Annotated in this window: 16 protein-coding genes; 7 read left to right on the forward strand and 9 right to left on the reverse strand. The window is 70.4% G+C overall.

All coding sequences use genetic code 11. The annotated features are described in order from the left end of the window. Positions 1–293: 293 nt before the first annotated feature. Positions 294–1607, forward strand: a complete 1314-nt coding sequence (locus WMF46_RS06955) for an extracellular catalytic domain type 1 short-chain-length polyhydroxyalkanoate depolymerase (protein ID WP_437984885.1) — start codon at positions 294–296, stop codon at positions 1605–1607. Between the two features lie 96 nt (positions 1608–1703). Here the strand turns inward: WMF46_RS06955 and WMF46_RS06960 are convergent, their stop codons facing one another. Further along, entirely contained in the window at positions 1704–4148 is a 2445-nt protein-coding gene (locus tag WMF46_RS06960; RefSeq protein WP_437984886.1) for a right-handed parallel beta-helix repeat-containing protein, read from the reverse strand. 592 nt (positions 4149–4740) lie between these two features. On the opposite strand from WMF46_RS06960, the gene WMF46_RS06965 reads away from it, so the two are divergent. Then, complete coding sequence (locus WMF46_RS06965; protein WP_437987865.1) at positions 4741–5052, forward strand: AI-2E family transporter; 312 nt, start codon at positions 4741–4743, stop codon at positions 5050–5052. Positions 5053–5073: 21 nt separating this feature from the next. On the opposite strand, the gene WMF46_RS06970 is transcribed toward WMF46_RS06965, so the two are convergent. The 6 genes from WMF46_RS06970 to WMF46_RS06995 form a co-directional block, all read right to left on the reverse strand. Continuing rightward, a complete protein-coding gene (locus WMF46_RS06970; RefSeq protein ID WP_437984887.1) occupies positions 5074–5979 on the reverse strand; it encodes a YihY/virulence factor BrkB family protein in 906 nt (301 codons plus the stop codon). A 92-nt stretch (positions 5980–6071) separates the two neighbouring features. Continuing rightward, a complete protein-coding gene (locus WMF46_RS06975; protein WP_437984888.1) occupies positions 6072–7001 on the reverse strand; it encodes an alpha/beta fold hydrolase in 930 nt (309 codons plus the stop codon). Positions 7002–7084: 83 nt separating this feature from the next. Further along, positions 7085–7291, reverse strand: a complete 207-nt coding sequence (locus tag WMF46_RS06980) for a hypothetical protein (protein ID WP_437984889.1) — start codon at positions 7289–7291, stop codon at positions 7085–7087. Between the two features lie 71 nt (positions 7292–7362). Further along, entirely contained in the window at positions 7363–7590 is a 228-nt protein-coding gene (locus tag WMF46_RS06985) for a hypothetical protein (RefSeq protein WP_437984890.1), read from the reverse strand. Positions 7591–7703: 113 nt separating this feature from the next. Further along, positions 7704–8336 carry a glutathione S-transferase family protein gene (locus tag WMF46_RS06990; RefSeq protein WP_437984891.1) on the reverse strand — a complete coding sequence of 211 codons (633 nt, stop codon included), beginning with the start codon at positions 8334–8336 and terminating at the stop codon, positions 7704–7706. A 33-nt stretch (positions 8337–8369) separates the two neighbouring features. Continuing rightward, positions 8370–10484 carry a M13 family metallopeptidase gene (locus WMF46_RS06995; protein ID WP_437984892.1) on the reverse strand — a complete coding sequence of 705 codons (2115 nt, stop codon included), beginning with the start codon at positions 10482–10484 and terminating at the stop codon, positions 8370–8372. Between the two features lie 182 nt (positions 10485–10666). Here WMF46_RS06995 and WMF46_RS07000 point away from each other — a divergent pair, with 182 nt between their 5' ends. After that, on the forward strand, positions 10667–11020 hold the full coding sequence (locus tag WMF46_RS07000) for a hypothetical protein (protein WP_437984893.1): 354 nt from the start codon (positions 10667–10669) through the stop codon (positions 11018–11020). 57 nt (positions 11021–11077) lie between these two features. Here the strand turns inward: WMF46_RS07000 and tssC are convergent, their stop codons facing one another. Then, positions 11078–12550 (reverse strand): type VI secretion system contractile sheath large subunit, encoded by a 1473-nt coding sequence (gene tssC / locus WMF46_RS07005; RefSeq protein ID WP_437984894.1) that lies wholly within the window; start codon positions 12548–12550, stop codon positions 11078–11080. A 641-nt stretch (positions 12551–13191) separates the two neighbouring features. On the opposite strand from tssC, the gene WMF46_RS07010 reads away from it, so the two are divergent. From WMF46_RS07010 to WMF46_RS07025, 4 genes are all read left to right on the forward strand, one after another. Continuing rightward, positions 13192–13452 carry a hypothetical protein gene (locus WMF46_RS07010; RefSeq protein ID WP_437984895.1) on the forward strand — a complete coding sequence of 87 codons (261 nt, stop codon included), beginning with the start codon at positions 13192–13194 and terminating at the stop codon, positions 13450–13452. Between the two features lie 48 nt (positions 13453–13500). Next, the gene (locus WMF46_RS07015) at positions 13501–14091 is read left to right on the forward strand and encodes a hypothetical protein (RefSeq protein WP_437984896.1); all 591 of its coding nucleotides are present in this window, start codon (positions 13501–13503) and stop codon (positions 14089–14091) included. A 2-nt stretch (positions 14092–14093) separates the two neighbouring features. Continuing rightward, complete coding sequence (locus tag WMF46_RS07020; RefSeq protein ID WP_437984897.1) at positions 14094–16247, forward strand: heavy metal translocating P-type ATPase; 2154 nt, start codon at positions 14094–14096, stop codon at positions 16245–16247. Between the two features lie 65 nt (positions 16248–16312). Further along, a complete protein-coding gene (locus WMF46_RS07025) occupies positions 16313–16882 on the forward strand; it encodes a cytochrome C (protein WP_437984898.1) in 570 nt (189 codons plus the stop codon). Between the two features lie 63 nt (positions 16883–16945). Here WMF46_RS07025 and WMF46_RS07030 read toward each other — a convergent pair whose 3' ends face one another. Continuing rightward, complete coding sequence (locus WMF46_RS07030; RefSeq protein WP_437984899.1) at positions 16946–22027, reverse strand: AAA family ATPase; 5082 nt, start codon at positions 22025–22027, stop codon at positions 16946–16948. Positions 22028–22387 lie beyond the last annotated feature (360 nt).

A 22387-nucleotide genomic window follows, 5' to 3' on the forward strand; every position in this document is an offset into this window, starting at 1 on the left:
CCGCCGCGGCGAGCTCCGGAGCTTGCGCCCGGATTCCCTCGACGACGAGCTCGGCGAACACCCTCGCCGAGGGAGGGCGAACGAGCGAGGACCGCCTCTCGTGACGCCGCGCTCCAGAGGCGCCCCGCCAGCCTCTTCTCCCTCGGGCTGGAGGACACCGCGGGCCGGTCGATTGGAATTGACGTTGCCAATGTGAGCGCTCACAATCGGCCCGATCGGACTCCTTTTGCTTCGCCATGGATGGGTCGTCGTGAACACGGAGACCTTCGTCATCCACAGGAGAGAACTCCATCATGAGCCGAAATTGGACTGCCTGTGGCGCCTTGCTGGCAGCCATGCTGGGGCCGGTACCCTCCGCGGGAGCGGCGACGTTGCAGCAGATCAACGACTGGAAGGTGAGCGGTCTGCCTGGTGACGTGAGCATGCACGTCTATGTCCCGGACCACGTCGCGCAGAATCCTCCGATTCTGACGCTGGTGCACTACTGCGGCGGGACCGCCAGTGCAGTGTTTGGTCAGGCGCGGGGCGGGGGCATCGTCGACGCGGCGGACGAGCATGGCTTCATCATGGTCGTCCCCAGCAGCGGAAGATGCTGGGACGTCGTCTCGGACAAGACGCGCACGCGCGAGGGCGGTGGCGACAGTCACGCCATCAGGCAGATGGTGAAGTACGCGCTCGACACGTACGGAGGCAACGCGGATCGCGTCTATGCGACGGGAGATTCGTCCGGCGGCATGATGACCGAGCTCCTGCTTGCCCTCTACCCGGACGTCTTCAAAGCAGGCGCCGCGTTCGCGGGCATGCCGGCCGGGTGCCGCGCAGCCAACGAATCAGGCAACGGCGGCGGATATAGCGGAGCGTGCGCGGGCGGCTCGGTGACCCACACAGCGCAAGAGTGGGGGGACATCGCCCGTACGCTGGCCCCGGGGTATGCGGGACATCGCCCGCGGCTGCAGCTTTTCCACGGCGACGCGGACACCATCATCAGGTACCCGAACCACACGGAGGCCATCAAGCAATGGACCAATGTTCTGGGCGTGGGCGCGAGCCCGACGTCGACCGATACGGGAGTCCGGCTCGGCAATCACGATGCGACGCGGCAGCGCTGGGAGAATGAGTGCGGCTACGTGGTCCTCGACGCGTTCACCTCGATTGGCGGCGATCACGGCCCCTCCGACGCGTTATTCCCCGCTGAGCACGTCATCCCCTTTCTGGGTCTCGACAAGACCGGGCCGGTCGATCCCGAGATAGAGCAGTGCAGCGGCGGGGCGGGCGGAAGCGGCGGCGCAGGCGGAGCCGGTGGAGAGGGTGGGGGTGGCGGACAGGGGCAGGGCGGCATGAGCGGCGTGACCGCTGGGAGCACGGGGTCGAGCGGCACCGCAGGCGGAGGCGGCGCCGCAGGCGGAGGCGGCACCGCAGGCGGAAGCGGCGGGAGCAGCGGAACGGGTGGCGCCGTCACGGCTGGTGGCCCGGCCGGTAGCGCTGATTCTGGATCGTGCGCGGTCGGCAGGGCCGATTCGGGGAAGTCCGTCGGGACTTCCCTGGTTGCTCTGGCAGTTGCACTTTCGACCTTGATCCGTCGTCGTCGGAGGACGGCGGTGGGGTGAACCTGAACCGGGACCACCGAGGGGAGATCCGCGAACGGCCCGCGCCGGTCGGGGAAGCAAGGTGGGCGCCGCTGCTGTAGCGCCCACCGCGGCACGTCAGCGCACCCGTAGTTGCGCCGCCGATTCACCGAGCTTCTCGCCCTGCGCATCGACCACATGCAGCTTGTACGTTCCGGCGCTGGCCGGCACGGCGATGGACGTCGCGTCCCCCGCCGCCTTCGTCATCGTCGCGCCCTCCGTGAACGTGCCGGTGCCGGCCGGCGCGAGCCAGACGGCGTTGGCCGCCGCGCCGGTGCTCCTGATCTTGATTGTCGTGGTGCCGGATGCCACCGAGGCGCTCGCCGGGAACACGTAGTCTTGAACCGCGAGCAGGCTGTTGGGGAGGATGCCCCGGTGCTCCTCCTGGATGCCGGAGCTCAGGCAAATTTCGTATTGCGCTGCCGGCCACATGTTGTCCGGCACCGCGACCGGCGGGTCGATCCTGCTATCGGGCGGGTTGATGCCCATCTTGTTCACGGTGGCGTACGTCCTCAGGATGGTGAGGTGGTGCTTGGCCCCGAAATCCTCGCAGTTGATCGTGTATTTAACGCCGGGGTCGATGTCGAGCACGTTGTCGTTCTGCGTGATGTGCGCGCTGCCCTCGTCGTTGTGCAGGCCGTACGTGGGGCCGCTCGTCGCGGGCGGAATGCCCTTGACGTAGTTCTCGTTGATGGTCGTGCCCGGCATCTGACCTAGCGTGTAGACCGCGCCGCTGTCGTGTAGCCTGCTCAAGGTATCGATGAAGCGATTGTTGTTGATCGCGTTGTCTTTGCACGTGGTCGAGTCGGGGAAGTTCCGCCAGCCCCAGCCCAGGTTGATGCCGTTGTAGGCCGTCTTCTGGATGTGGTTGTAGGTTATCTTCAGGCCATCCACGAAGAACGCGGTGATGCCCGAATGGCCGCCGAAACCCGGCAGTGAGCTCACGTCGTACAGCAGGTTGTTGCTGATGGTGTCGTTCTTACAGATGCCTTCGACACCCGGGCCGAACTTGTGGTGCGGGCCGGAGTCGCCCGCGTACAGGTGCTGCGGGTGGCCGACCGTGATGCCGCTGCCGGCGATGTCGGTGATGTAGTTGCCGACGATGCTGGAATTCACGACGTTGTTGATGAAGGAAATGCCCTCGTTGCCGCTGTGCTTCACCACGTTGCCGATGAAGTTGATCGAGTCGGCGTTGTTGACCGTGATCATCCCGGGCAGCGTGTCGATGATTTCGTACTTGCTGTTGTGCCAGTTGCCGTCGCCGTAAGCAACGTAGATGGTGGCGCCCTGTACCGTCGCTTTGCCGCGCGACCCGTCCACGCTGTATAGGTTGTAGTCGGTGTTGGCGAAGGTGATGCCCTGGAAGGTGAGGTTCTTGACTCGGCTAGCGCTGGAGGCGCCGACGATGTCGATCAGCTTTTCTGCGATCGGCGCCTGCACGTCGGCTTGAGCCATGTCTTCGCCCTGCCGCGGGTAGTAGTAGAGGGTCCCGGTCGTCTTGTCGAAATAGAACTGACCGGGTGAGTCCAAGAACTCGCGCGCGTTGTAAATCGTGTGGGAGCCAGAAACACTGAAGCCCGAATTCCAGCCGGGGGTTTGCGCGATGGCGCCGTAGGGCTGTTGAAAGAGCAGCGCGCGGAAGTTGTCTGGCGTGGTGGTGACATCACGAACGCAAACGATATTCTCGTTCCAAGTGGTGCCGTTCACGATCTCGAGGTCGTCTTTGTTGCTGGCGATGGCAGGTACCGCGTTGAGGTCGTACTTGGCGCCGTCACTGCCGTTGCCGGTTGCCCAAGCCCAGCTGTGCTGCCCGGCCGTCACGCTGTACGTCCCGACCGCTCCGCGCGACGTGACCCGCTTGCTCGTCATCAGGGCACGAGCATCGTTCACGTACAGGTTGCGCAGCTTCGTCGTTCGGTCCAGCTTGGCCTTGTAGATATTGCCTGCGTCCGGCGTCCATCCGGTGACCTTCGTCGCGCCGTTCACAACGGGCTTTTCCCCGGGGTAAGCCTGATAATAGATGCGATGGCCATTCGTGCCCGAGTCCGACGGCGCGAAGGCGATGGCGTCGGTGAGGCTGTACGTGCCAGCTCGGAGGTAAACGTAGATGTCGCCGGTCATGTTGGCGTTGACGGTGCGGACGGCGTCGCGCGCCTTGGTGACCGTCTTGAACGGCGCGCTGGCCGTGCCTGGATTGTCGTCGCTACCGGAAGGCGACACGTAGTACGCCGCTTGCCGCGTCCCGGTCTCGTCTGGAACCTCGCCGCCGCCGCCGCCGCCGCCGCCCGTCCCGCCACCGGCCATCGCGCCGGCGCTGCCGCCGCCCCCGTCCGCTGCCGCTCCTCCGGCTCCTGCAGTGGCGTCGGCTCCGCCGGTTGCGCTGCCGCCAGCCGAGCTGTCGCCGCCGGCCAGGTTGGGGCTCGTCCCGTCCGATGAACAGGCAGCCAACCCAGCGAACGCCGTGAGGGATGCGGCGACCAGCAGCTTGACGTGACGAACGGTGGAATCGTGACTCTCACGCATGATTCTTGCCTCGAAGGGAAGGTGAGCCAGCCGCCTACGCGGAGCACCGCGCCGCTTCCAGATCACGTCAACTCAGTGAGGAACCGACCCGCAGCGATGCTGCCGCGAGCCCTGCCAGAGCGTCGCGAAGCAGCGGTACGTCGCGAAGCAGAGATGCCGAACGAGCACGCGCGCCGGCACGCTCCTCCCCCTGCATGCGCCTTACCTGGAGCCAGCAGCCCGACCGGCACGGTGAACGCGCACAAGGAGAAAGGCCCGGTGCGCATGACGCACCTATCCAGGGCAACGCCAAAGAATACCTGGCGTAAAATGTGAACGTTCACATGGCTGGCGTCAATCGAAATGAACCGGCGCGCGGATGTCCTCGATCCGGAGCGGTGCGCAGCGGCGGCCGGCCGAGGCGCCCGCGTGAGCTGTCCCGCGAGCCCGGCTTGCGCGAGGTCGTGTTTTCCGGGGGACCTGGGCGGTGCTCGTGCACAGGACCAGCTCGGCCTCGACGGCGGTGCAGCCGTCGAGGCGCTGACCGGCTCCGAGCTCGTCGGGCGGGCCGGCGCGGCGGCGTGATGGGGGCGCCGCGGCCGAGCTCGCCACGCTGCTCGTCTGGGTTCCGGCGGGCGTGTACCTGATCCTCACGCACCACATCGCCATGGGGATCGTCGAGCTCGCGTGGGGGGCGCTGGTGGTGGGGGGCGCCTCCGACTACGTGATCCGCCCGCGGCTCGTGGGCCGGGGCTCGAGCGTGCCAGCGCTCTTCACGTTCGGCGCGCTGTTCGGTGGGGTGGAGACGTTCGGGCTGTTCGGGCTCTTGCTCGGGCCGCTGGTGATGGCGCTGGCGATCTCGACGCTGCGGATCTACGTGGCGGAGACGAAGGGGAGGCGCACGGAGGGCGACGCTCGGAGGTGATCGAGGTGGCGAGATCGACGCTCAATCGTCCATCCTGCTGCTGGCTGCCGCCCCGGGGCAGGTCTCGACGCCGGGCGCAAGCTTCCGGTTCACCACCGCCCCCACGAGGAGCGCTGCCGTGAACAAGTACAGGCCGATCATGGTCACGCCGATCACCGCGAGCCCCGCCAGGTAGGCGCCGCCATCTCCCGCTTTGGCGATGTAGAACGCATAGGCGAAGCCGAACAGGATCTCGAGCGCGACGGCGAGCAGCGCACCGGGGAGGATCGGCACGCCACGCCGGGCCCGGGGCGGGATGCCGACCCGGTACAGGGCACAGACGTACGCGAGGACGATCCCCGTGCTGACGCAGAAGCGGAGAAGGCGGCTCGCCAGGGTCGGGGCTTCGGTCGCCCGCAGCGGCGGGATCCACCGCCCGAGCCCACCCATCGCGCCCTGGAGCGCGGGGCCCAGGGACGCGAGGAGAGCAACCGCGACGGGCAGGACGATGCACATGCCGATGGCGAGCAGGCGCTTCTTCCACCAGGGACGCGAGATCCCGGTCCCGATCTCGAGGGAGTCGAAGATCGAGTGCACGCCGCTCGAGGCGAGCCAGATGAAGACAGCTGTGCTCGCGACGCCCGCCGAACCCTCGTTCCAGGTGGCGAGGTTGATCAGCTCGGCGCTGACGAGCTGGCGGGCCGCTGCCGGGAGCGGGCTCAACAGCTGCACGACCGCGCTCCAGTTGTTCGTCGAGAAGCGCCCGGCAAGGAGACCCGCGACGGCGGCGAGCGGCACGAGCGAGAGAAATAGCCAGAACGCCGTCTCGGCGGCGAGGCCGAGGACCCTCGTGCGATCCAGGCAGACGAGCACGTCCTTCGACCAGGCGCCGGCGCGTGAAAACCGCCGCTTCCATCCCGCCAGCTTCAAGGTGTGCAGCCGACGCATCGATGCCTCCCACCCCGGGGCTCCATGGTATCTTGTCAGCCTCACGCGTCGTGTGATCGCGCCCCGATATTGCCAGCGAAGGCGCGTCGCCGTCACGCCGCGCGCCCGCGCGTGAGGAGCTCGCGCCACCGCTGCGCGGAGACCCGCGCCGGCTCCGTCGTGTCCACGAACCCCTCGAGCACGCGCACGAATTTCTCCGGATCCTCGCAATGCGGGTAGTGCCCGACGGCGTCGAAGAGATCGAGGCGGCTGCCCGGCATCGATGCGTGCGCGTCGCGGGCGTGGGCGACGGGGATCACCGGGTCGTTGGTCCCCCACACGATCAGCGTCGGCACCTCCGCCGTCAGGTACAGCCGGTCGTGCGCGCTCACGCGCTGGCCGGCGCGGTCGATCACCGAGCGCAGGGTCTGGACGAACGCGCGCCGGGCGTCCGCGTCCGCGAGCGATGAACAGGAGTTGACGAACTCGACGAGCACCGGGCCGGGGCGCCGGCCGCGCCGCTCCAGGAAGCGCACGGCGGCGCGCGCGAGGGAGCGCTCCGGGCGGAGAGCGAAGCGGAGGAGCGCGCGGGAGAGCGGCCGGCAGCCGATCGGCAGCGCCAGCCCGGCCCCGGGCAGGCTCAGCATCCGCAGGAGCGCGTTCACCTCGATCCCGAGGCCGCCGCTGCCGACGAGGACGAGCCGCTCGCAGCACTCGGGGAACTGGTAGACCGTCTGCATGGCGACGCCGCCGCCGAACGAGTGCCCGACGAGGGTGCCGCGGTCGTGTCCGAGCGCCGCCATGAGATCGCGGATGCTGCTCGCATACGCGCCGAGCGAGTAGTCGGTCCGCGGCTTGGCGGAGGCGCCGTGGCCCAGCAGATCCGGCGCGACGACGGTGAACCGCCGGGCGAGCGCGGGGATCACGTGCCGCCACGTCGCCGAGCTCCCGGCCATGCCATGGATGAGCACCAAGAGCGGGCCCCGGCCTTCCCGGCGGAAGGCGATGTCGTGCCCGTGGATCGTGGTGTGGCGCAGCTCCATGACACGAAGCGTAATGCGATTCCGCCGGTGTCGCTCCGATCCGACCTATGCGGGTCGCGCCCGGTCGAGCGGGCGCTCGTCCCTCAGCCGGAGCCGCGTCTCTTCGCCGCCTTGTCCTCCGTGTCGAGCCGCTTCGCGTCCTCGTCGTAACGCCTCTCGTCGGCGCGGATCTCCGCCTCGGTCTGCTCGCGGATCGGCGGGCGCACTGCCTGGGGTTGGTCTTCGCCGAAGATGGCCTTGGCCGCTCCCCGGCCGAGGCCGTAACCGAGCCATGCTGTGAACCACGACATGGACAGCCCTCCTTCCTGGGCTTCTCGAGGGAGTCGTACGCGCCGCCCTCGACGGACGCCTTGACGTCGCTTCAGACGTGATCGGCGCCCTGCTTCACCTCGTCCCACGTATCGTCGGTCGTCTCGGCGATCTCGTGGAGCTTGGCCTTCGCGACGTCGAGCGTAGCGTGCAGGGGGTCGAGGTGGGGCTTCGCCCGAGCTTGGCCGCTCGCTGATGTGGGTCGTCGGCGACCGGCCACGCGGACCGCGGGCAAGCCCCGCTCGGACCCCGCGAGGAGGGGGACGCGGCGCTCGCTCACGTCAAGGGTCCGCTCCGCGGAAATCCCAACAGATTCGAGCCCTTGACGTGAGCTGCGTGCCGCGCGGTGGAAGGGTAGGTACGGCGTCCTGGCGGGATTCCTGGCACGCGGGGTTACACGGCCACGTGGAGGGGCTGCACCACCGCCGCGAACACCGGGAGCGCCTCGCAGCGCGCCCCGTGCGCGGCCAGCGCCGGCCGCCTCGCGGCGTCGGTGAGGGCCGGGTGCGCCTCTCCGACGAAGCGCAGCGCGCAGGCGACCGCGATGTCGGCGTGGCTGAAGGCGCCCAGCCACCAGGTATCGCCGCGCCGGGCGGCGCGCTCCCGCTCCAGCAGGTCGAGCGTCTCGCCGATCTGCGCGGTGCAGCGCTCCATCCAGACAGGGCTCCGGCGCTCGCCCGTGCGCAGCACGTGCTCGTAGAGCAGGCTCACCGCCTTGTCCGCGAGCCCCGTGGCGAGCGCGGAGACCCGCAGCCCGGCGCGGCGCGCCTCGCCCGAGCGCGGCAGGAGCGCGCGATCGGGCCCCACCAGGTCGTCAAGGGCGTCGAGGATCGCCGCGCTCTCGACGAGCGGCTCCCCGCCGTCCGTCACGAGCACGGGGACCCGCCGGAGCGGATTGTACTTCGCGATGGACTCCGCGTCGGCCCACACCGACCACGGGCGGTGCTCGTACGCGAGCCCGTAATGCTGGAGCGCCACGGCGACGCGGCGCACGAAGGGAGAGTCGTACTGGCCAATCAGGATCATGGAGGCTCGTTTAACCGAGCCTGCCGCGCGCGGCTACCAGACAGCGCACGTCTTGGTCGGCCGCATCGGCGTGCCCGGCGCGCACTTGAAGGCCTCGCCGAACTCCGGGAGGTTCGCGAGCGGGCCGTTGACGCGGAACCGCGGCGGGGAGTGCGGGTTCACCTGGACCATCAGCCGGAGCGCCTCGTCGCGCAGCTTGCCGCACCAGGACTGCCCGTGCGCGAGGAAGAACTGCTGATCTTCCGTGAAGCCGCTCGCGACCGTCTGCTCCGCCGCGCCCTTGCGCATCGCGCGGTACGCCATGAACGCGAGCTTCACGCCCCCGAGATCCGCGATGTTCTCGCCCAGCGTCAGCTTGCCGTTCAGCTTCAGTCCCGGCAGCGCCTCGAAGGCCGAGTACTGGGCCTCGACGCAGGCGGTCTTCTCCCTGAACGCCGCCCCGACCTCCTTCGACCACCAGTCCTCCAGGTTGCCCTTCTGGTCGAACTGCGAGCCCTCGTCGTCGAACCCGTGCGTGAGCTCGTGCCCGACCACCATGCCGATAGCGCCGAGGTTCACCGCCGCGGCCGAGCTCACGCTGTAGAACGGCGGCTGCAGGATGCCCGCCGGGAAGACCATGTGGTTGCGCTGCGGGTCGTAATAGGCGTTCACGGTGGGCGGGCTCATCTGCCACTCGTCGCGATCGAGCGGCTTGTCGATCTTCCCGAGGTCCCACTGCGTGTGGAAGGCGCGCGCGGCGAGCGCGTTCTTCGCGTACGATCTCGGATCGACCTCGAAATCGTAGGTCCTCCACTTGTCGGGATATCCGATGAGGTACGCCATCGCGGTGAGCTTGGCGAGCGCGCGCTGCCGCGTGCCCTCATCCATCCAGTCGAGCGCCCGGACGTTGCGCGCGAACGCGTCGCTGATCTGGTGCACCATCGCCTCGGCCGCAGGCTTGCTCGCGCCGGGGAAGCTCGTCTTGACGAACGGCTGCGCGAGCAGCTCGCCGAGCGCGTCATCGGTCGCGTCCACGCAGCGCTTCCAGCGCGGCCGCACCTCCTTTTGCCCGGTGAGCGCGGCCTGCAGCGTGAAGCTCTCGTCGACGAACGCCTTGGGCAGCGCGGGCGTCATGGAGCGCACCACGTGCCACGACAGGTAGCTCTGCCACGCGGCGGGCTTCACCGACGTGAGCAGCCGGGAGAGCCCCTCGAAGAACCGGACGGAGGTCACGTTGACCTCCTTGACGTCCTGGAGGCCGAGCCCCTGGAAATACGCGTCCCACGAGAACGCCGGCGCGGCCTTCGCGAGCGCCGTCCGATCCAGCTTGTTGTAGAGGCCCGCCGGGTCTCGCCGCTCGACCCGCGTCTTCGAGATCTTCGCGAGCTCGGTCTCGATCTGCACGACGTCGAGCGCCGCCGCCCTCGCCGCCGCCTCCTGCGCCCCGGCGAGCCGCATCATCCGCGCGACGTGCTCCTCGTAGGTCTTGCGGAGCGCCTTCGATTTGTCGTCCTCGTTGAGGTAGTAGTCGCGGTCTGGCAGGCCGAGGCCGCTCTGGTCGAGCTGCGCGATGACGCGCGTCGCGTCCTTCATGTCCTGCGCGGATGCGACGTCGAACAGCGCCCAGATGCGGCGGCGGTGGAGCTCGGTGACGAGCGCCCCGAGGCCCTTCGGGTCGCGCACCCGCCGCGCCTTCGCGAGGAGGTCCGTGATGGGCTTCGCGCCGGCGGCCTCGACCGCGGGCTCGTCCATGCACGCGCCGTAGTAGGCGCCGATCTTCTTGGTCACCGGATCCCGGTCGCCGGCGCTCGCGGCGTCCTCGAGGATGCGCCGGAGCTCCGCCTCGTTGCGCTTCTCGATCTCGTTGAAGCTCCGCATCCAGGCGGACTCGTCCCCCGGTATCTCGGTCTTCGCCAGCCATCCGCCGCACGCGAACTGATAGAAGTCCTCGCAGGGGTTCGCCGATCGGTCGAGCGCGGCCTCGTCGAGCCCGACGCTCTCGAGCTTCGTCTCGACGACAGGGAGGCCCTGCGGCGCCGGCGGCATCAGCGCCTTCACGGTGGGGGGCGGGGGCGCCGGCGGCGGGCTCGCGGCGGGGCCGCAGGCCGCCAGCGCGGAGAGGGCCGCGGTGAGCGCGAGGGGAGCGGCAGGCTGTCGGAGCGTGCGCATACAGCGCTCTACCACAGGCCGCGGCCGCGGGCGGCGAGGGAGTTGGGGCGGTAGGATTTTATCGAGCGATCTCGCCATGTCACAGGTGAGTAGCCGCGAGGGCACGAGGGCAGAGGAAGAACTGCCGTTGCTCGGCGCTCGACCCGCCCCGTCCTCGACGCTCGCAGGATGATTGCGCCGCCATGACCGTCGACGACGGGAAGCCGCCTCGATATGCTGCGCGCGAACCCACGACGCGGAGGACGACCATGCAAGAGCCGTATCGGACCCTGTATTTCACCCTTGTGGCCAACAACTTCCCGATGGGCCGCTGGCGATACAACGTGAGATTTGACGCTGACAGGGTATTGATCGGGTCCGACTATCAACACATCACGGTGCTCGCCGACGTGGCCGGCTGGCACGTCACCATCGGCGGGCAGCACCCAGGTCAGGTGGAGGGCGGGTTCGATGCTCTCGTGAGCCTTCGCTGGGATGTCACGCCGGAAATAGGGCAGGCGCTCGAGTGGTTCAACGCGAATCGCTCCTACATGTGAGCCCCCGGGCGCGCCATGCCCGACGGGCGACGGGGGCGGCCCGCCTGCGCGGCTCGATCACTCCCGGTCGAGCTTGCCCATCAGGCTCAGGGTGAAATAGGCCCCCATGTACTTGAGGTGCGGGCGCACCTCGAGGTGGACCCGGTACCAGCCCGCGCTCCCCTCGACCTCGGTCACCGAGGTCCGCCCCTTGCGGAGCGGCCTGCGCGAGCGCACGGCGGGCGACACGACATCCATGTCCGCGACATACTGGCTGAGCCAGCTGTTCAGCTCGCGCTCGAGGTCGCCGCGCTCCTTCCAGGTGCCGATCTGCTCGCGCTGCATGACCTTGAGGTAGTGGGCGAGCCGGCTGACGAGGAAGACATAAGGCAGCTGTGTGCCGAGCCGGTAGTTGACCTCGGCGGCGCGCCCCTCCTCGCTCTGGCCGAAGTACTTGGGCTTTTGCGCCGAGTTCGCCGAGAAGAAGCAGGCGTTGTCCGTGTCCTTGCGGAACGTGAGCCCGATGAAGCCCTCCTCGCTGAGCTCGAACTCGCGGCGCTCGGTCAGCATGATCTCGGTCGGGATCTTCGTCTGGATGGCGCCGAGCGCCTCGTACTCATGGAGCGTGAGCCCCTCGACGGTGCCGCCGGATTGCGGCCCGATGATGTGCAGGCACCAGCGGTGGCGCGCGAAGCTCTCGGCGAGCCGGGTCGCCATCGCGTAGGTGGGCGCCCCCCAGAGGTACGCCGCGTGGTTGCCGACGACGTCCTCCTCGTAGGAGAACGCCCGGATGGGCGAGGTGCTCGCCCCGTAGGGCAGGCGCAGGAGGAAGCGGGGGAGGAGCAGGCCGACGTAGCGCGCGTCCTCGGACTCGCGGAACGCCGTGTACTTCACGTACTGCGGCCCCTCGAAGAGCGCCTTGATGTCGCCGAGGTGCGGCACCTTCCGGTAGTCCTTGAGCCCGAAGAAATGCGGGCCCGCGACGGCCAGGAAGGGCGCGTGCGCCATCGTCGCCACCGCCGCGCATTTCTGGAGGAGCGCGATGTCCTGGGGCACGGGGCCGAACTCGTAGTTCGAGATGATGGCGCCGAACGGCTTGCCGCCGAAATTGCCGAACTCCGACGAATAGGCGATCTTGTAGAGGCCGCTCCTCACGACCTCGGACGAGTCCTCGAAATCCGCGAGCAGATCGTCCTTCGAGCAGTTGAGGATCTCGACGCGGATGTTCTCCCGGAAGTCGATGTGATCGATGGCGAACTTCAGGCCGCGCCACGCGGCCTCGAGGCGCTGGAACACCGGGTGATGCAGGATCTCGTCGATCTGCCGCGACAGCCGCTGGTCGATCTCCGCGATCCACAGGTCGATCAGGGCGCTGTCCAGCGCCGCGCCGGCCTCCGGGCGGCCCGCGACCTTGCCGACCACCGCCTCCACGCCCCGCTTCACGTCGTGGTAGGCGCCGCTCGTGGGGGCGACCCCCGTCTCCTCCAGGAGCTCCGCAAGGAGAGAGCCATTGCTCCCCATCACCGGCTCTTCGTGCTGCCCCTCTTGCATGTCCGGAAATTTACCACGGTCGCTCGCCGGCTGGAAGCGACGGACACGCTGGCGCCCGCGCGCCGCGCCGCGCCCGGGCGGGGCGAGCCCGCGGCGGCGCGGCATGGCGCGGCGCTGCCACAGGAGAAATGCGCGCTCGGCGCGCCTCGGACGCCCGCGCGGAACGCTCCCTCAGCACGCGAGTCAGGTGTCGACCGGACATGAAAAGCCCATGGCGATCGCGCGACTGCAGTGTTACAAATCACATGTGGGTGCTCCCACGGAAGCCGAAGACATAAGGGCTTTCGTTCGAGTCTTCCCTCTCGCAGTCCCGGATCAGGCGCCGACGCCCCCGCGTCGACGCCCGTCCTGGTCGTGGCCGCGCGGCGCCGCGCGGCGCCAGCGCCCCGAACGGCTCGGGACCGGGTGAAATGGGCAGTGGGAGCACGGAGGGACAGCGGACATCGCCTGTCTCTATCTCTCCGTGTGCCCCGTGCCTGTGTGATCCAGATTCTCTGTCTTCACATCCGGCGCGCGTCCGCGCGTCGTCGGCATTCGGCGCGCGTTCGCGCGTCGTCGGCATTCGCGCGCGTTCGCGCGTCGTCAGCGTTCGGCGCGCGTTCGCGCGCCATGGGTCGTGGATTTCGAGGAGAGGAGTCGGGATGGAACACCTCGGGCTCGGCATCATCATCGGGATAGGGCTCACCAGCTTGACGAGGATCACCCGTCCGACCGTCAAGAGGGGCATGAAGCTCGGCTTCGTCGCCGTGGACGCGATCAGGGGCGCGCTCGGCGAGGGCAGGGAGAGGCTCGCCGACCTCGTCGCCGAGGTGAGGGAGGAGATGGCGCGCCAGGAGCAGCGCGCCGGCTCGGGCGGCGCGCCGGGGTGGTCGCGCGCGGAGATGGAGCCGCCCGGGAGCTGACGAGAGGGGTGTTCCGGTGACCCGGCCGCGCAGGCCGGGAGGTGAGCCATGCCGAGCGATCGAGGGGTCGTCATCATCCACTGGGTTCCAGGGCGCGTGCGCCTCGCCGTCCCCGCGCTGCGCAGGGACCCGGCGAGGGCCGAGGAGATCGCGGAGCTGGCGCGCGCGTGCCCCAGCGTCGTCGACGCGCGGGCGAGCGCGTGGGCCGGGAGCCTCACGGTCGAGCACGAGCCCGATGTCCCGCTGGAGGACGTCTTCTCCGAGCTCGCGCACATCCCCGAGCTCTCGGGCTGCGGCTGTCGCACGATCGATGGGCTCACGCCCCCGCCCTGCGCGGCGCCCGCCGAGCCGCCGAGCCCGGGCCGGACGGCGCGCCTCGTCGTCGAGGCCGCGGACAGGCTGAACGCGGCGTCGCAGGTCGTCCCGCCGCCGCAGGTCGACCTCAAGCTCCTGGTCCCGGCGCTCCTCGTCGGGTCCGGGATGCTCCAGCTGCTGATGCGGCGCTCCCCGGCCATGCCCCACTGGATCACGCTCGTGAAGTACGGGGTCGACTTCTTCGTGGTGCTGAACCACGGCCGTATCCAGAGCTTCTTCGCGAGCGCGGGCGCGGGCGCACCCACCGGCGGCGAGGCGGGGTGACGATGGCCGCGCTCCTGTCGACCGCGACCGAGCCGGTCTCGGTGGTCCACGCGATCCCGGGCAGGGTCCGCCTGCGGCTCCCGCGCCTCGGGAAGGACGTGGCCTTCGGTCCGCTGCTCGAGGCGGGGCTAACCGCCGTGCCCGGGGTCCTGTCCGTGCGCATCGCCGAGGGCGCGTCGAGCGCCGTCGTCGAGCACGACCCGCGGCGCGTCGACCTCGACGCCATCGTGCGCGCCGCCGCCTCGGCCTCCGCCGCGCCGGCCCCGCGGGGGGCGCTGCGCGCCGCGCGCGCCGCCCGGGAGGTGCGCCGCGCGGCCGCCCTCGCGAAGCGCCCGCTCTACCTGTCGAGCGTCGGCATGGTCCTCTCGCTCGGCAGCTTCGTCTCGCCGCTGCTCGCGTACCCGTTCATCGCCGCGACGTCCGCGCCCATCCTCAAGAGGGCCTGGGACTCGGTGGTGCGGGACCGCAAGCTCAACGTCGACCTGCTCGACAGCCTGGCGATCGCGTCGGCCGTGGCGACCGGAAACGCCATCAACGCGGCCGGCATCATCTGGCTGGTCACGCTCGGCGACCACATCCGCGATCGCACCCAGGCGCGCGCCCGGCGCGCGATCAGCGGCCTGCTCGAGTATCAACAGGACCTCGCGTGGGTGGTCCGCGGCGACGCGAAGGTGCAGATCCCGGTGGCCGAGCTCGCCGCCGGAGACGTCCTCGTCGTCTACACCGGCTCGGTCATCCCGGTCGACGGGACGGTCACGGACGGCGAGGGGCTCGTCGATCAGCAGACGCTGACCGGCGAGTCGATGCCCGTGCTCAAGGGCCCCGGTGACCGCTGCTTCGCGGCGACCGTCATCAAGGACGGCAAGCTGTACATCCGCGCCGAGCGGGTCGGCGGCGACACGACCGCCGCGAGCACGGCGCGGCTCATCGAGAACGCGCCCGCGCTGGAGACGCGCGCGCAGAACTACGCGGAGCTCGTGGCGAACCGGCTCGTCCCGCCGGCCCTCGCCTGCTCGGCGGTCGTGCTCGCCGCGACCAGGGACCTCGGCCGCGTGTCGGCGATCCTGACGATCGACTTCGGCACCGGCCCGCGGGTCTCGGCCCCGACGACGGTGCTCGCGTCGATGAACGCCGCGGCGCGGCGCGGGATCCTCATCAAGGGCGGCGCGTACATCGAGAAGCTCGCGAAGGTGTCGACCGTGGTGTTCGACAAGACGGGCACGCTGACCTCCGGCATCCCCGAGGTGACGGACCTCCTCGTCCACGACGCCCTGTCCGAGCGCGAGGCGGCGACCCTCGCCGCCGCGGTGTCCGCGCGGCAGACCCACCCCGTATCGCAGGCCGTGCTCCGGCTCGCCGAGGCGTGGTGCCTGACGATCCCGGACCGGGAGGAGTCCCGCTACCTCGTCGGCCGGGGCGTGCAGGCCAGGGTGTTCGGCAACGTCGTGCAGCTCGGCAGCCCCCGCTTCCTCGACGAGCTCGGCATCACTTGCCGCGCCGAGCCCGGCGCGAGGAAGGCGCTCGAGGCGGCGGCGAAATCGCTCCTCTTCCTCGCCGTCGACGGCCGGCACGTCGCCACGCTCGCCTGCCGCGACGCCATCCGGGCCGAGAGCCGCGCGACGATCCGCAGCCTGCGCGCGCGCGGGATCGAGGATATCGTCATGTTGACGGGCGACAGCCGCGAGGTGGCCAGGCAGGTCGCGCTCGAGCTCGGCATCACCCGATACTTCGCGGAGATGCTGCCCGAGGACAAGGCGGAGATCACGCGCCGGCTGACGCAGGAGGGCCGCACGGTCGCGGTCGTCGGGGACGGCATCAACGACTCCCCGGCGCTGTCGTACGCCGACATCGGCATCAGCGTGTCCGCGGGCGCCGAGATCGCCCGGGAGACGGCGGGCGTCGTCCTCGTGGAGGACGACCTGTCGAAGCTCATCGAGGCGATCGACATCTCGCGCGCCGCGATGCGCCTCATCCACCAGAACTTCTCGATGATCCTCGCCGTGAACGCGGTCGCGTACGCGCTGTCGATCCCCGGGCTCCTCAACCCGGTCGCGGCGACGCTCATGAACAACGGCTCCGCGGTCCTCGCCTGCGTGAACGGACTCCGTCCGCTCATGGCGGCGCCGCGCAGGAAGGCCCGCGCCGGCGGCCCCTAGCGCGCTCGTCCGCGCTCCGCGCCGCAGCCCGGCACGCACGCTGCACGAGGGATGGAATGGTTGGAATGCAGAGCGAGACGCGCGCCGGATCGAGATCGTCCGCCGCGGACCGGACGCACGCGGCGCGCCGGACTGTGCAGTGGCTGCCCGGCGCGGCGCTCCTGGCGTTGATCGGCTGTGCAGCCGTGGCACGGGCGCCTGCCTCGCCGCACGTCGCGGCGGGGAGCCCGGAGGAGGCCGGCCGGTACCTGATCCTCGCGGGCGGGTGCAACGACTGCCATACACCCGGCTGGGACCGATCGGGCGGCAGGCTCCCGATCTCGGAGTGGTTGACGGGCAGCGACGTCGGCTACCGAGGTCCGTGGGGGACGAGTTATGCGGCGAACCTCCGGATCTCCGCCCAGAACCTCAGCGAGGAGGCCTGGGTGCGGATGTTCCGCGAGGCCGCCGGCCGGCCGCCGATGCCATGGCTCAACTACGTGACGATGCACGAGCGCGATCTCGTCGCGATGTACCGCTTCATTCGGAGCCTCGGTGAGAAAGGCGCCCCCGCGCCCCGCGCGGTGTCGCCCGAGGAGGAGCCTGCGACGCCGTACATCCTCATGGTCCCGCAGCAGCCGAAGAGCAGGCCGTAGGCGTCGGTTCGCGTCGGTTCGCGTCGGTTCGCGTCGGTTCGCGTCGGTTCGCGTCGGTTCGCGTCAGGCGTGCAGGCCGCCGAGCGTCGCCGACGCCGCGTGGCTCGCCGCCGGCCGCTCGCAGGGCAGCTCCACGGCGAACCGCGCCCCCTCGTCCGGCCGGCTGACGACGCGCACCGCGCCGCCGAGCGCCTCGACGATGCTCTTCACGACGTGGAGCCCGAGCCCGAGCCCGCCGAAATGGCGGCTCGATACAGCGCGCTCGAACCGGTCGAACACGTGCGGGAGCCTCCCCGCCGGGATCCCGATGCCCTGATCCTGCACCACGAGCTCTGCCGTGCCGTCCTTCCGCGCGACCGAGACCTCGATCGGCTTGCCCGCGCCGAACTTGAGGGCGTTGTCGAGCAGGTTCGAGACCACCTGCTCCAGCCTGCTCCTGTCCCACGAGCCCACGACGGACGGCTCGGCGCGCACGCTCACGGACGAGCCGGACTGCGCGATGCGCTCGGTGAGCCGCTCCAGGACGTCGTCCACGACCTCCGCGAGATCGACCGGTTCGACGTGCAGCTCCAGCCGGCCGGTGTGAAGCTGCGACACGTCCAGCACGTCGTCGATCAGCCGGATGAGCCGTTGCACCTGCCGATCCATCCTTTGCAGGGCGCGCGATAGGCGCTCGTCGGACGCGTGGTCTCCCCGGCGGAGCAACGCCTGGAGGCCGAGGCGCAGGGAGGTGACGGGCGTCCTGAGCTCGTGCGACGCGACGCTGAGGAACTCGTCGCGGACGCGCACCGCGTGCTGCGCCTCGCGGTAGAGGCGGGCGTTCTCGAGGGCGATCGCGATCTGGTCGGAGAGGAGCTCCAGCACGTGGACGCGAGCGCGCGTGAAGGCGTACGTGGTGAGGTTGTTCTCGAGGTAAACCACCCCGAGCCGCGCCTGGTTCCGCTGGATGGGCAGGACAAGGACCGACCGCGAGCCGCCCCCGGCGAAGTGAGGATCGCGGTCGCGCGCCGGCGCGCTGTCCGCGTCGTCGAGCACGAGGAGCTCGCGCGCCATGTGGGCGTGCTCGACGACCCGCCGGGGGATCTCGCGCGACCGGGAGAGGGGCGTGCGTTCGATGGAGACCGGGGTGGCGACGGACCCCTGAGCCCGCACGAAGAGCTCCCCCTCTTCCTCGAGCACGAGCGCGCCGCACTGCGCGCCGGCTGCCTCCAGGCAGACGCTCAGGAGCTTCTCGAGCAGCCGATCGAGCACGATCTCGCTCGAGAGGGTCTCGGCGGCCTTGAGCAGGCTGAGCGCGTCGAGGGCGACCGCCGGGAGCCGCTCCGCGAGCTCGGGCTCGTCGCCGGGCCCGCCGATACTGAACTCCTCCGCGAGCGCGTGGGCCTTCTCCGAGGCCCCCCACCGGGCGAACCCCTGGTGCGCGGCGCGCAGGTACATGGCCGCGATCCGCGCCCGTCCGAGCCCGTGGTAGAAGCGCCCAGCCAGCTCGTTGCCGAGCGCAGCGATGTGGAGGAACCCCCCGCGCGTCGCCGCCTCGACCGCCTCGTCGTACAGCGCTCCGGCGAGCTCGAACCTGCGCTCGACGCGGGCGATCTCCGCGTCGACGAGGAGGCGCCGCGGGCGGAAGTTCTCCGGGCAGCCGAGCTCCCACCTTCGCAGGGCGCGCTGCAGGTCGGCCACGCGCGCGAGCAGCGCGGCCCTCTCCTGCTCGTCGGCCTCATCGCATCGCCACAGCAGCGTGAGCGCGGTGAACAGCGCGCACTGGCACTCCGGGATGTAGCCGCCGAGAAAGTGAATGAACGGGACCGCCGCGTCGGCGTGAGCGATTGCCTCGGCCAGGTCCCGGAGCAGGTACGAGACCTGAAGGCGCCCGATGTGATACACGCACCTCGCCGGCGGCTCCCGCTGCGCCGCATCGAGGAAGGCCCGCTCGTCGAACTCGGCGTCCTCGGCCGCGTTCTGGCCCCTCGTCAGCCCCTTGAGGCACCGGATGGTCTGCCGGTAGGCGAGCTGGTGGAAGAGCGTCGACTTGTTGCCTGTCTGCCGGCTGAACGCGAGCGCGTCGTTCAGATCGACAAGCACGCGATCGAGCTCCACCCCTGCGGCGAACGAGTGCGCCACGAGCCCCGTGCGCGCGTACGAGGAGAAGCGGAGCTCGCCGGACGACACGCCGAGCTCGATGATCTCTCGGAACGGCGCCCCGCTCGAGGCGAGCGGCGCGACCCACGGATGAACGAACTCGTTGTACATGTACCGGGCGATCGTCTCCTGGGCGCGATCCTCGAACCGCCGCGCGAGCTCCACGGCGAGCTGGCCGAAGCCCTGGGCGCTCGATAGGTCGCCTTCGGCTGCGAGGAGCATCGCGTGCCCTGCGTAGGAGAGGATCGACTCGCTCGAGTTGCCGTGCTCCAGCGCGAAGCGGACGCCGAGAGAGGTGAGGAGCACCAGCTGCTTCCGGTCCGCGAACCAGGCGGGGGCCACCATCTCGGCGAGGAGCCTCATGCGGGCCCGCTCTTCTGGGCTGGTCACGCGGGGCAAGTCGACGAGCGACTCGGGCGAGCGCGCCCCGAGGTGGCTGGCGATGGCCCGCCGCTGCGCCGCGATCTCCACGTCGAGATCCGCTACGGACAGCTCGACCCCGAAGTCCGTGCGCAGCGTGTCGCGCCCCCAGCCGAGCGCCAGATCGTGCTCGCCGGTGATCGTCGTGCTCATGATCCGGAGCGCCTCCAGATCGACCTTCTCCGGGATCGACGCCGCGTGGCGGAGCCCCTCTTCCACGAGCGCGCGGGCCATCGCGTGCTGATCGGTCAGCGCGGCGCACTCCGCCGCGTCGCGGTGGAGGGAGAACCAGAGCTCGTAGCGCGAGCGGAAGGCGCCGTCCGGCAGCAGGCGGAGGCCGCTGCGGAAGTACGCGAGCGCCGGGCCGAAGGCGGCGGCGCGGCGCGCCTTCACGCCGGCGCGGTGGTTGAGCTCGGCGAGGTGGCCCCGCTGCTCCGCGTCGAGCAGCGCGGCGCCGAGGTTCAGCTGGTCCGCGGCGTCGAACAGCGCCGCGTCCGTCCCGTTGGTGCAGGTGGCCTCGAGGAAGCGGCCGATCTCCAGGTGCAGCTGCATCCGGAGCTGCTCCGGCCCGAGCTCGTAGGCCGTCTGCTGGAGCCGATCGTGGACGAACCGGATCGCGAGCCCCGCCTCGCGCTCGCACGTGCCGTCCGGCACGACGAGCCCCTCGCGGAGCGGCTGGACGAGCGACGCGGTCGTCTCGTCGACGGATCGGCCGAGCACCGCCGCGACGAGCCTGAGCTCCGCGCGCTTGCCGATGCACGCGGCGACCTGCAGGAGCTCCTGCGCCGCCTGGGGCAGCCTGCGGACGGACTCCGACATCAGCTGGACCACGTTGTCGGTGACCCCGACCCGCTCGATCCGGCCGAGATCCCACATCCATGTCGAGCGGATCGCGTCGAAGAGGAGCAGTCCTTTCTCCTGGAGCGACCGGAGGAGCTGGCGGATGAAGAAGGGGTTGCCCGCCGTCTTGGCGAGGAAGAGCTCTGCGAGAGGGCGCGCCCGCTCCGGCTCGCAGCGGAGCGCCTCGGCGAGCAGCGCGACGACCGCCTCGACGCCGAGCGGGCCGAGCGAGAGGTGCGTCAGCGGGGGGACCTGCGCGCCCCGGATCTCCTCGATGGTCTGGTGGAGCGGGTGCGCGGCGCCGACTTCCCTCGACCGGTACGCGCCGAGCAGCAGCACGTGCTTGCTGCCTGGATCGGCGGCCAGGGCGCGGAGGACGCGGAGCGACGCGGCGTCCGTCCACTGGAGGTCGTCGAGGAAGATCGCGAGCGGCGGCCGCTGGCTGGCCACCGCGCGCACGAAGTCCTGGATCGCGAGCAGGAAGCGGTTCTCCGCGCGCATCGGATCCGAGGCCGGCAGCGCGGGCGCGTCTCCGAGGAGCTCGGTGAGCTCCGGGCAGAGCTCGCCGAGGGCGCGGCTCCGCTCGCTGACCGCCTCCCTCAGCTGCGCGCGGCTCTCCTCCGGCTCGGCGCGGAGCGCGGCAGCGAGGGCGCGGAGCGCCTCTGCCAGGGACGCATAGGGGACGTTCGCCGCGCGCAGGTCGAACTTGCCCTGGATGAACCGCCCGCCCCGCTCGGCGACGGCGTCCTGCAGCGCCTCGACGAGGGCAGTCTTTCCGACGCCTGCCTCCCCGGTCACCAGCACGAGCTCCGTCCCGCCGTTCGAAACGCGGGCGAGCGCGCAGCGCAGCGCGGCGAGCTCGCGCTCGCGGTCGATCAGGCGCTCGGGGAGCGGGAGCCGCCGCGCCAGGTCCATGCGGCCGAGCTCGAACGGCGCGATGGTGCCTGCGGCGCGCCATCGCCTCTGCGCCTCGTGGAGGTCCTGGGCGAGGCACTCGGCGCTCTGGTATCGCAGGTCCGGCATCTTCGCGAGGAGCCGCTGCACGAGCTCGGAGAGGACCGCCGGGACGCTGGGGCTCGCGACGTGTGCGGGCACGGGGCTCCTCGCCATGTGGGCGTGCACGAGCGCCAGCGGATCGGCGTCCTTGAAGGGCGGCGCGCCGGTGAGCATGGCGTAGAAGGTCGCTCCCAGCGCGTACAGATCCGAGCGCGCGTCGATGAACCAGCAGGTGCGCCCTAGCTGTTCGGGGGACAGGAAGGGGAGCGCGTCGAGCTTCTCGAGCTCCACGGCTCGGGGCATGCTCGTCAGCTCGGCCGCGCCCGAGAAATGGACAAGGGTGACCTGCCCGTCCTCGCCGAGGACCACGCGGCCTGGGGCGATGGCGCGGTGGACGACGCCGCTCCCGTGGATGCGCGTGCACGTCTCCGCGAGCGCGACGGCGATGTCGAAGAACGCGTCCAGCGCCAGCGGCCCTCGCGCGAGCCGCCGCTCGAGGTCCTCGGGGCCTGCGTCCTCGAGGAACAGCGCCGGCATGCTCTCCGGGCCCTCCAGCGCGAGCGGCCGCACGACCCCCGGCACATCGAGCCGGCGCAGGAAGGCGTGCTCGCGCAGCAGGAGGGCCGCCGCGCCCGGGGCTGGATGACGCCCCCGAACGGTTTTCTGCACGACCATCCTCCCGGCAAGCCTCTGTCTGCGGAGCAGAAATCGGCTACAGCGGTGGACCTCAGTCGCTTCCGCCCGAGTCATACGCGTTCCCCCTCGCGCGTTGCCGCGAGAATATAAAGCAGGATGCGTGCTGGTGCGAGCCGGGAAGTCCCGGGTCTCGTGATATGGGAGAGACGTCGGGTTGTGCGCTTCGCGCCATCGCGCGGCGGCGCTGCCGCTTCCTTCTTCTCGGCACGACGACGCGCGCGCTGCGCTGCCTCACCCTCGTCGCGAGGGTTCCCCTCCAGCGGTCTTTTGCCAGGCCGTCGGGCCGCGCGGACAGGGGTGAAACGGGCAGGGGTGAGAGGGGAGCGCGGCGCTGGCCTCGAGCTCCGGTGACGACCGGCGACCGCCAATCCGGCGAGCGAAGGTGCTAGGATGAATCAGCGCATGTACGGGGGG

Origin of the sequence: Sorangium sp. So ce117 (assembly GCF_051524395.1) — a bacterium.
Lineage (GTDB): Bacteria > Myxococcota_A > Polyangia > Polyangiales > Polyangiaceae > Sorangium > Sorangium cellulosum_B.

Excerpts from the sequence above, each read along its gene's own strand:
- WMF46_RS07010 (WP_437984895.1), top strand. The coding sequence starts at position 13,192 with ATGGAACACCTCGGGCTCGGCATCATCATCGGGATAGGGCTCACCAGC.
- WMF46_RS06995 (WP_437984892.1), bottom strand. The coding sequence starts at position 10,484 with ATGCGCACGCTCCGACAGCCTGCCGCTCCCCTCGCGCTCACCGCGGCC.
- WMF46_RS06955 (WP_437984885.1), top strand. The coding sequence starts at position 294 with ATGAGCCGAAATTGGACTGCCTGTGGCGCCTTGCTGGCAGCCATGCTG.
- WMF46_RS07025 (WP_437984898.1), top strand. The coding sequence starts at position 16,313 with ATGCAGAGCGAGACGCGCGCCGGATCGAGATCGTCCGCCGCGGACCGG.
- WMF46_RS06980 (WP_437984889.1), bottom strand. The coding sequence starts at position 7,291 with ATGTCGTGGTTCACAGCATGGCTCGGTTACGGCCTCGGCCGGGGAGCG.
- WMF46_RS07015 (WP_437984896.1), top strand. The coding sequence starts at position 13,501 with ATGCCGAGCGATCGAGGGGTCGTCATCATCCACTGGGTTCCAGGGCGC.
- WMF46_RS06970 (WP_437984887.1), bottom strand. The coding sequence starts at position 5,979 with ATGCGTCGGCTGCACACCTTGAAGCTGGCGGGATGGAAGCGGCGGTTT.
- WMF46_RS06990 (WP_437984891.1), bottom strand. The coding sequence starts at position 8,336 with ATGATCCTGATTGGCCAGTACGACTCTCCCTTCGTGCGCCGCGTCGCC.
- WMF46_RS07000 (WP_437984893.1), top strand. The coding sequence starts at position 10,667 with ATGACCGTCGACGACGGGAAGCCGCCTCGATATGCTGCGCGCGAACCC.
- tssC (WP_437984894.1), bottom strand. The coding sequence starts at position 12,550 with ATGCAAGAGGGGCAGCACGAAGAGCCGGTGATGGGGAGCAATGGCTCT.
- WMF46_RS07030 (WP_437984899.1), bottom strand. The coding sequence starts at position 22,027 with ATGACTCGGGCGGAAGCGACTGAGGTCCACCGCTGTAGCCGATTTCTG.
- WMF46_RS07020 (WP_437984897.1), top strand. The coding sequence starts at position 14,094 with ATGGCCGCGCTCCTGTCGACCGCGACCGAGCCGGTCTCGGTGGTCCAC.
- WMF46_RS06960 (WP_437984886.1), bottom strand. The coding sequence starts at position 4,148 with ATGCGTGAGAGTCACGATTCCACCGTTCGTCACGTCAAGCTGCTGGTC.
- WMF46_RS06975 (WP_437984888.1), bottom strand. The coding sequence starts at position 7,001 with ATGGAGCTGCGCCACACCACGATCCACGGGCACGACATCGCCTTCCGC.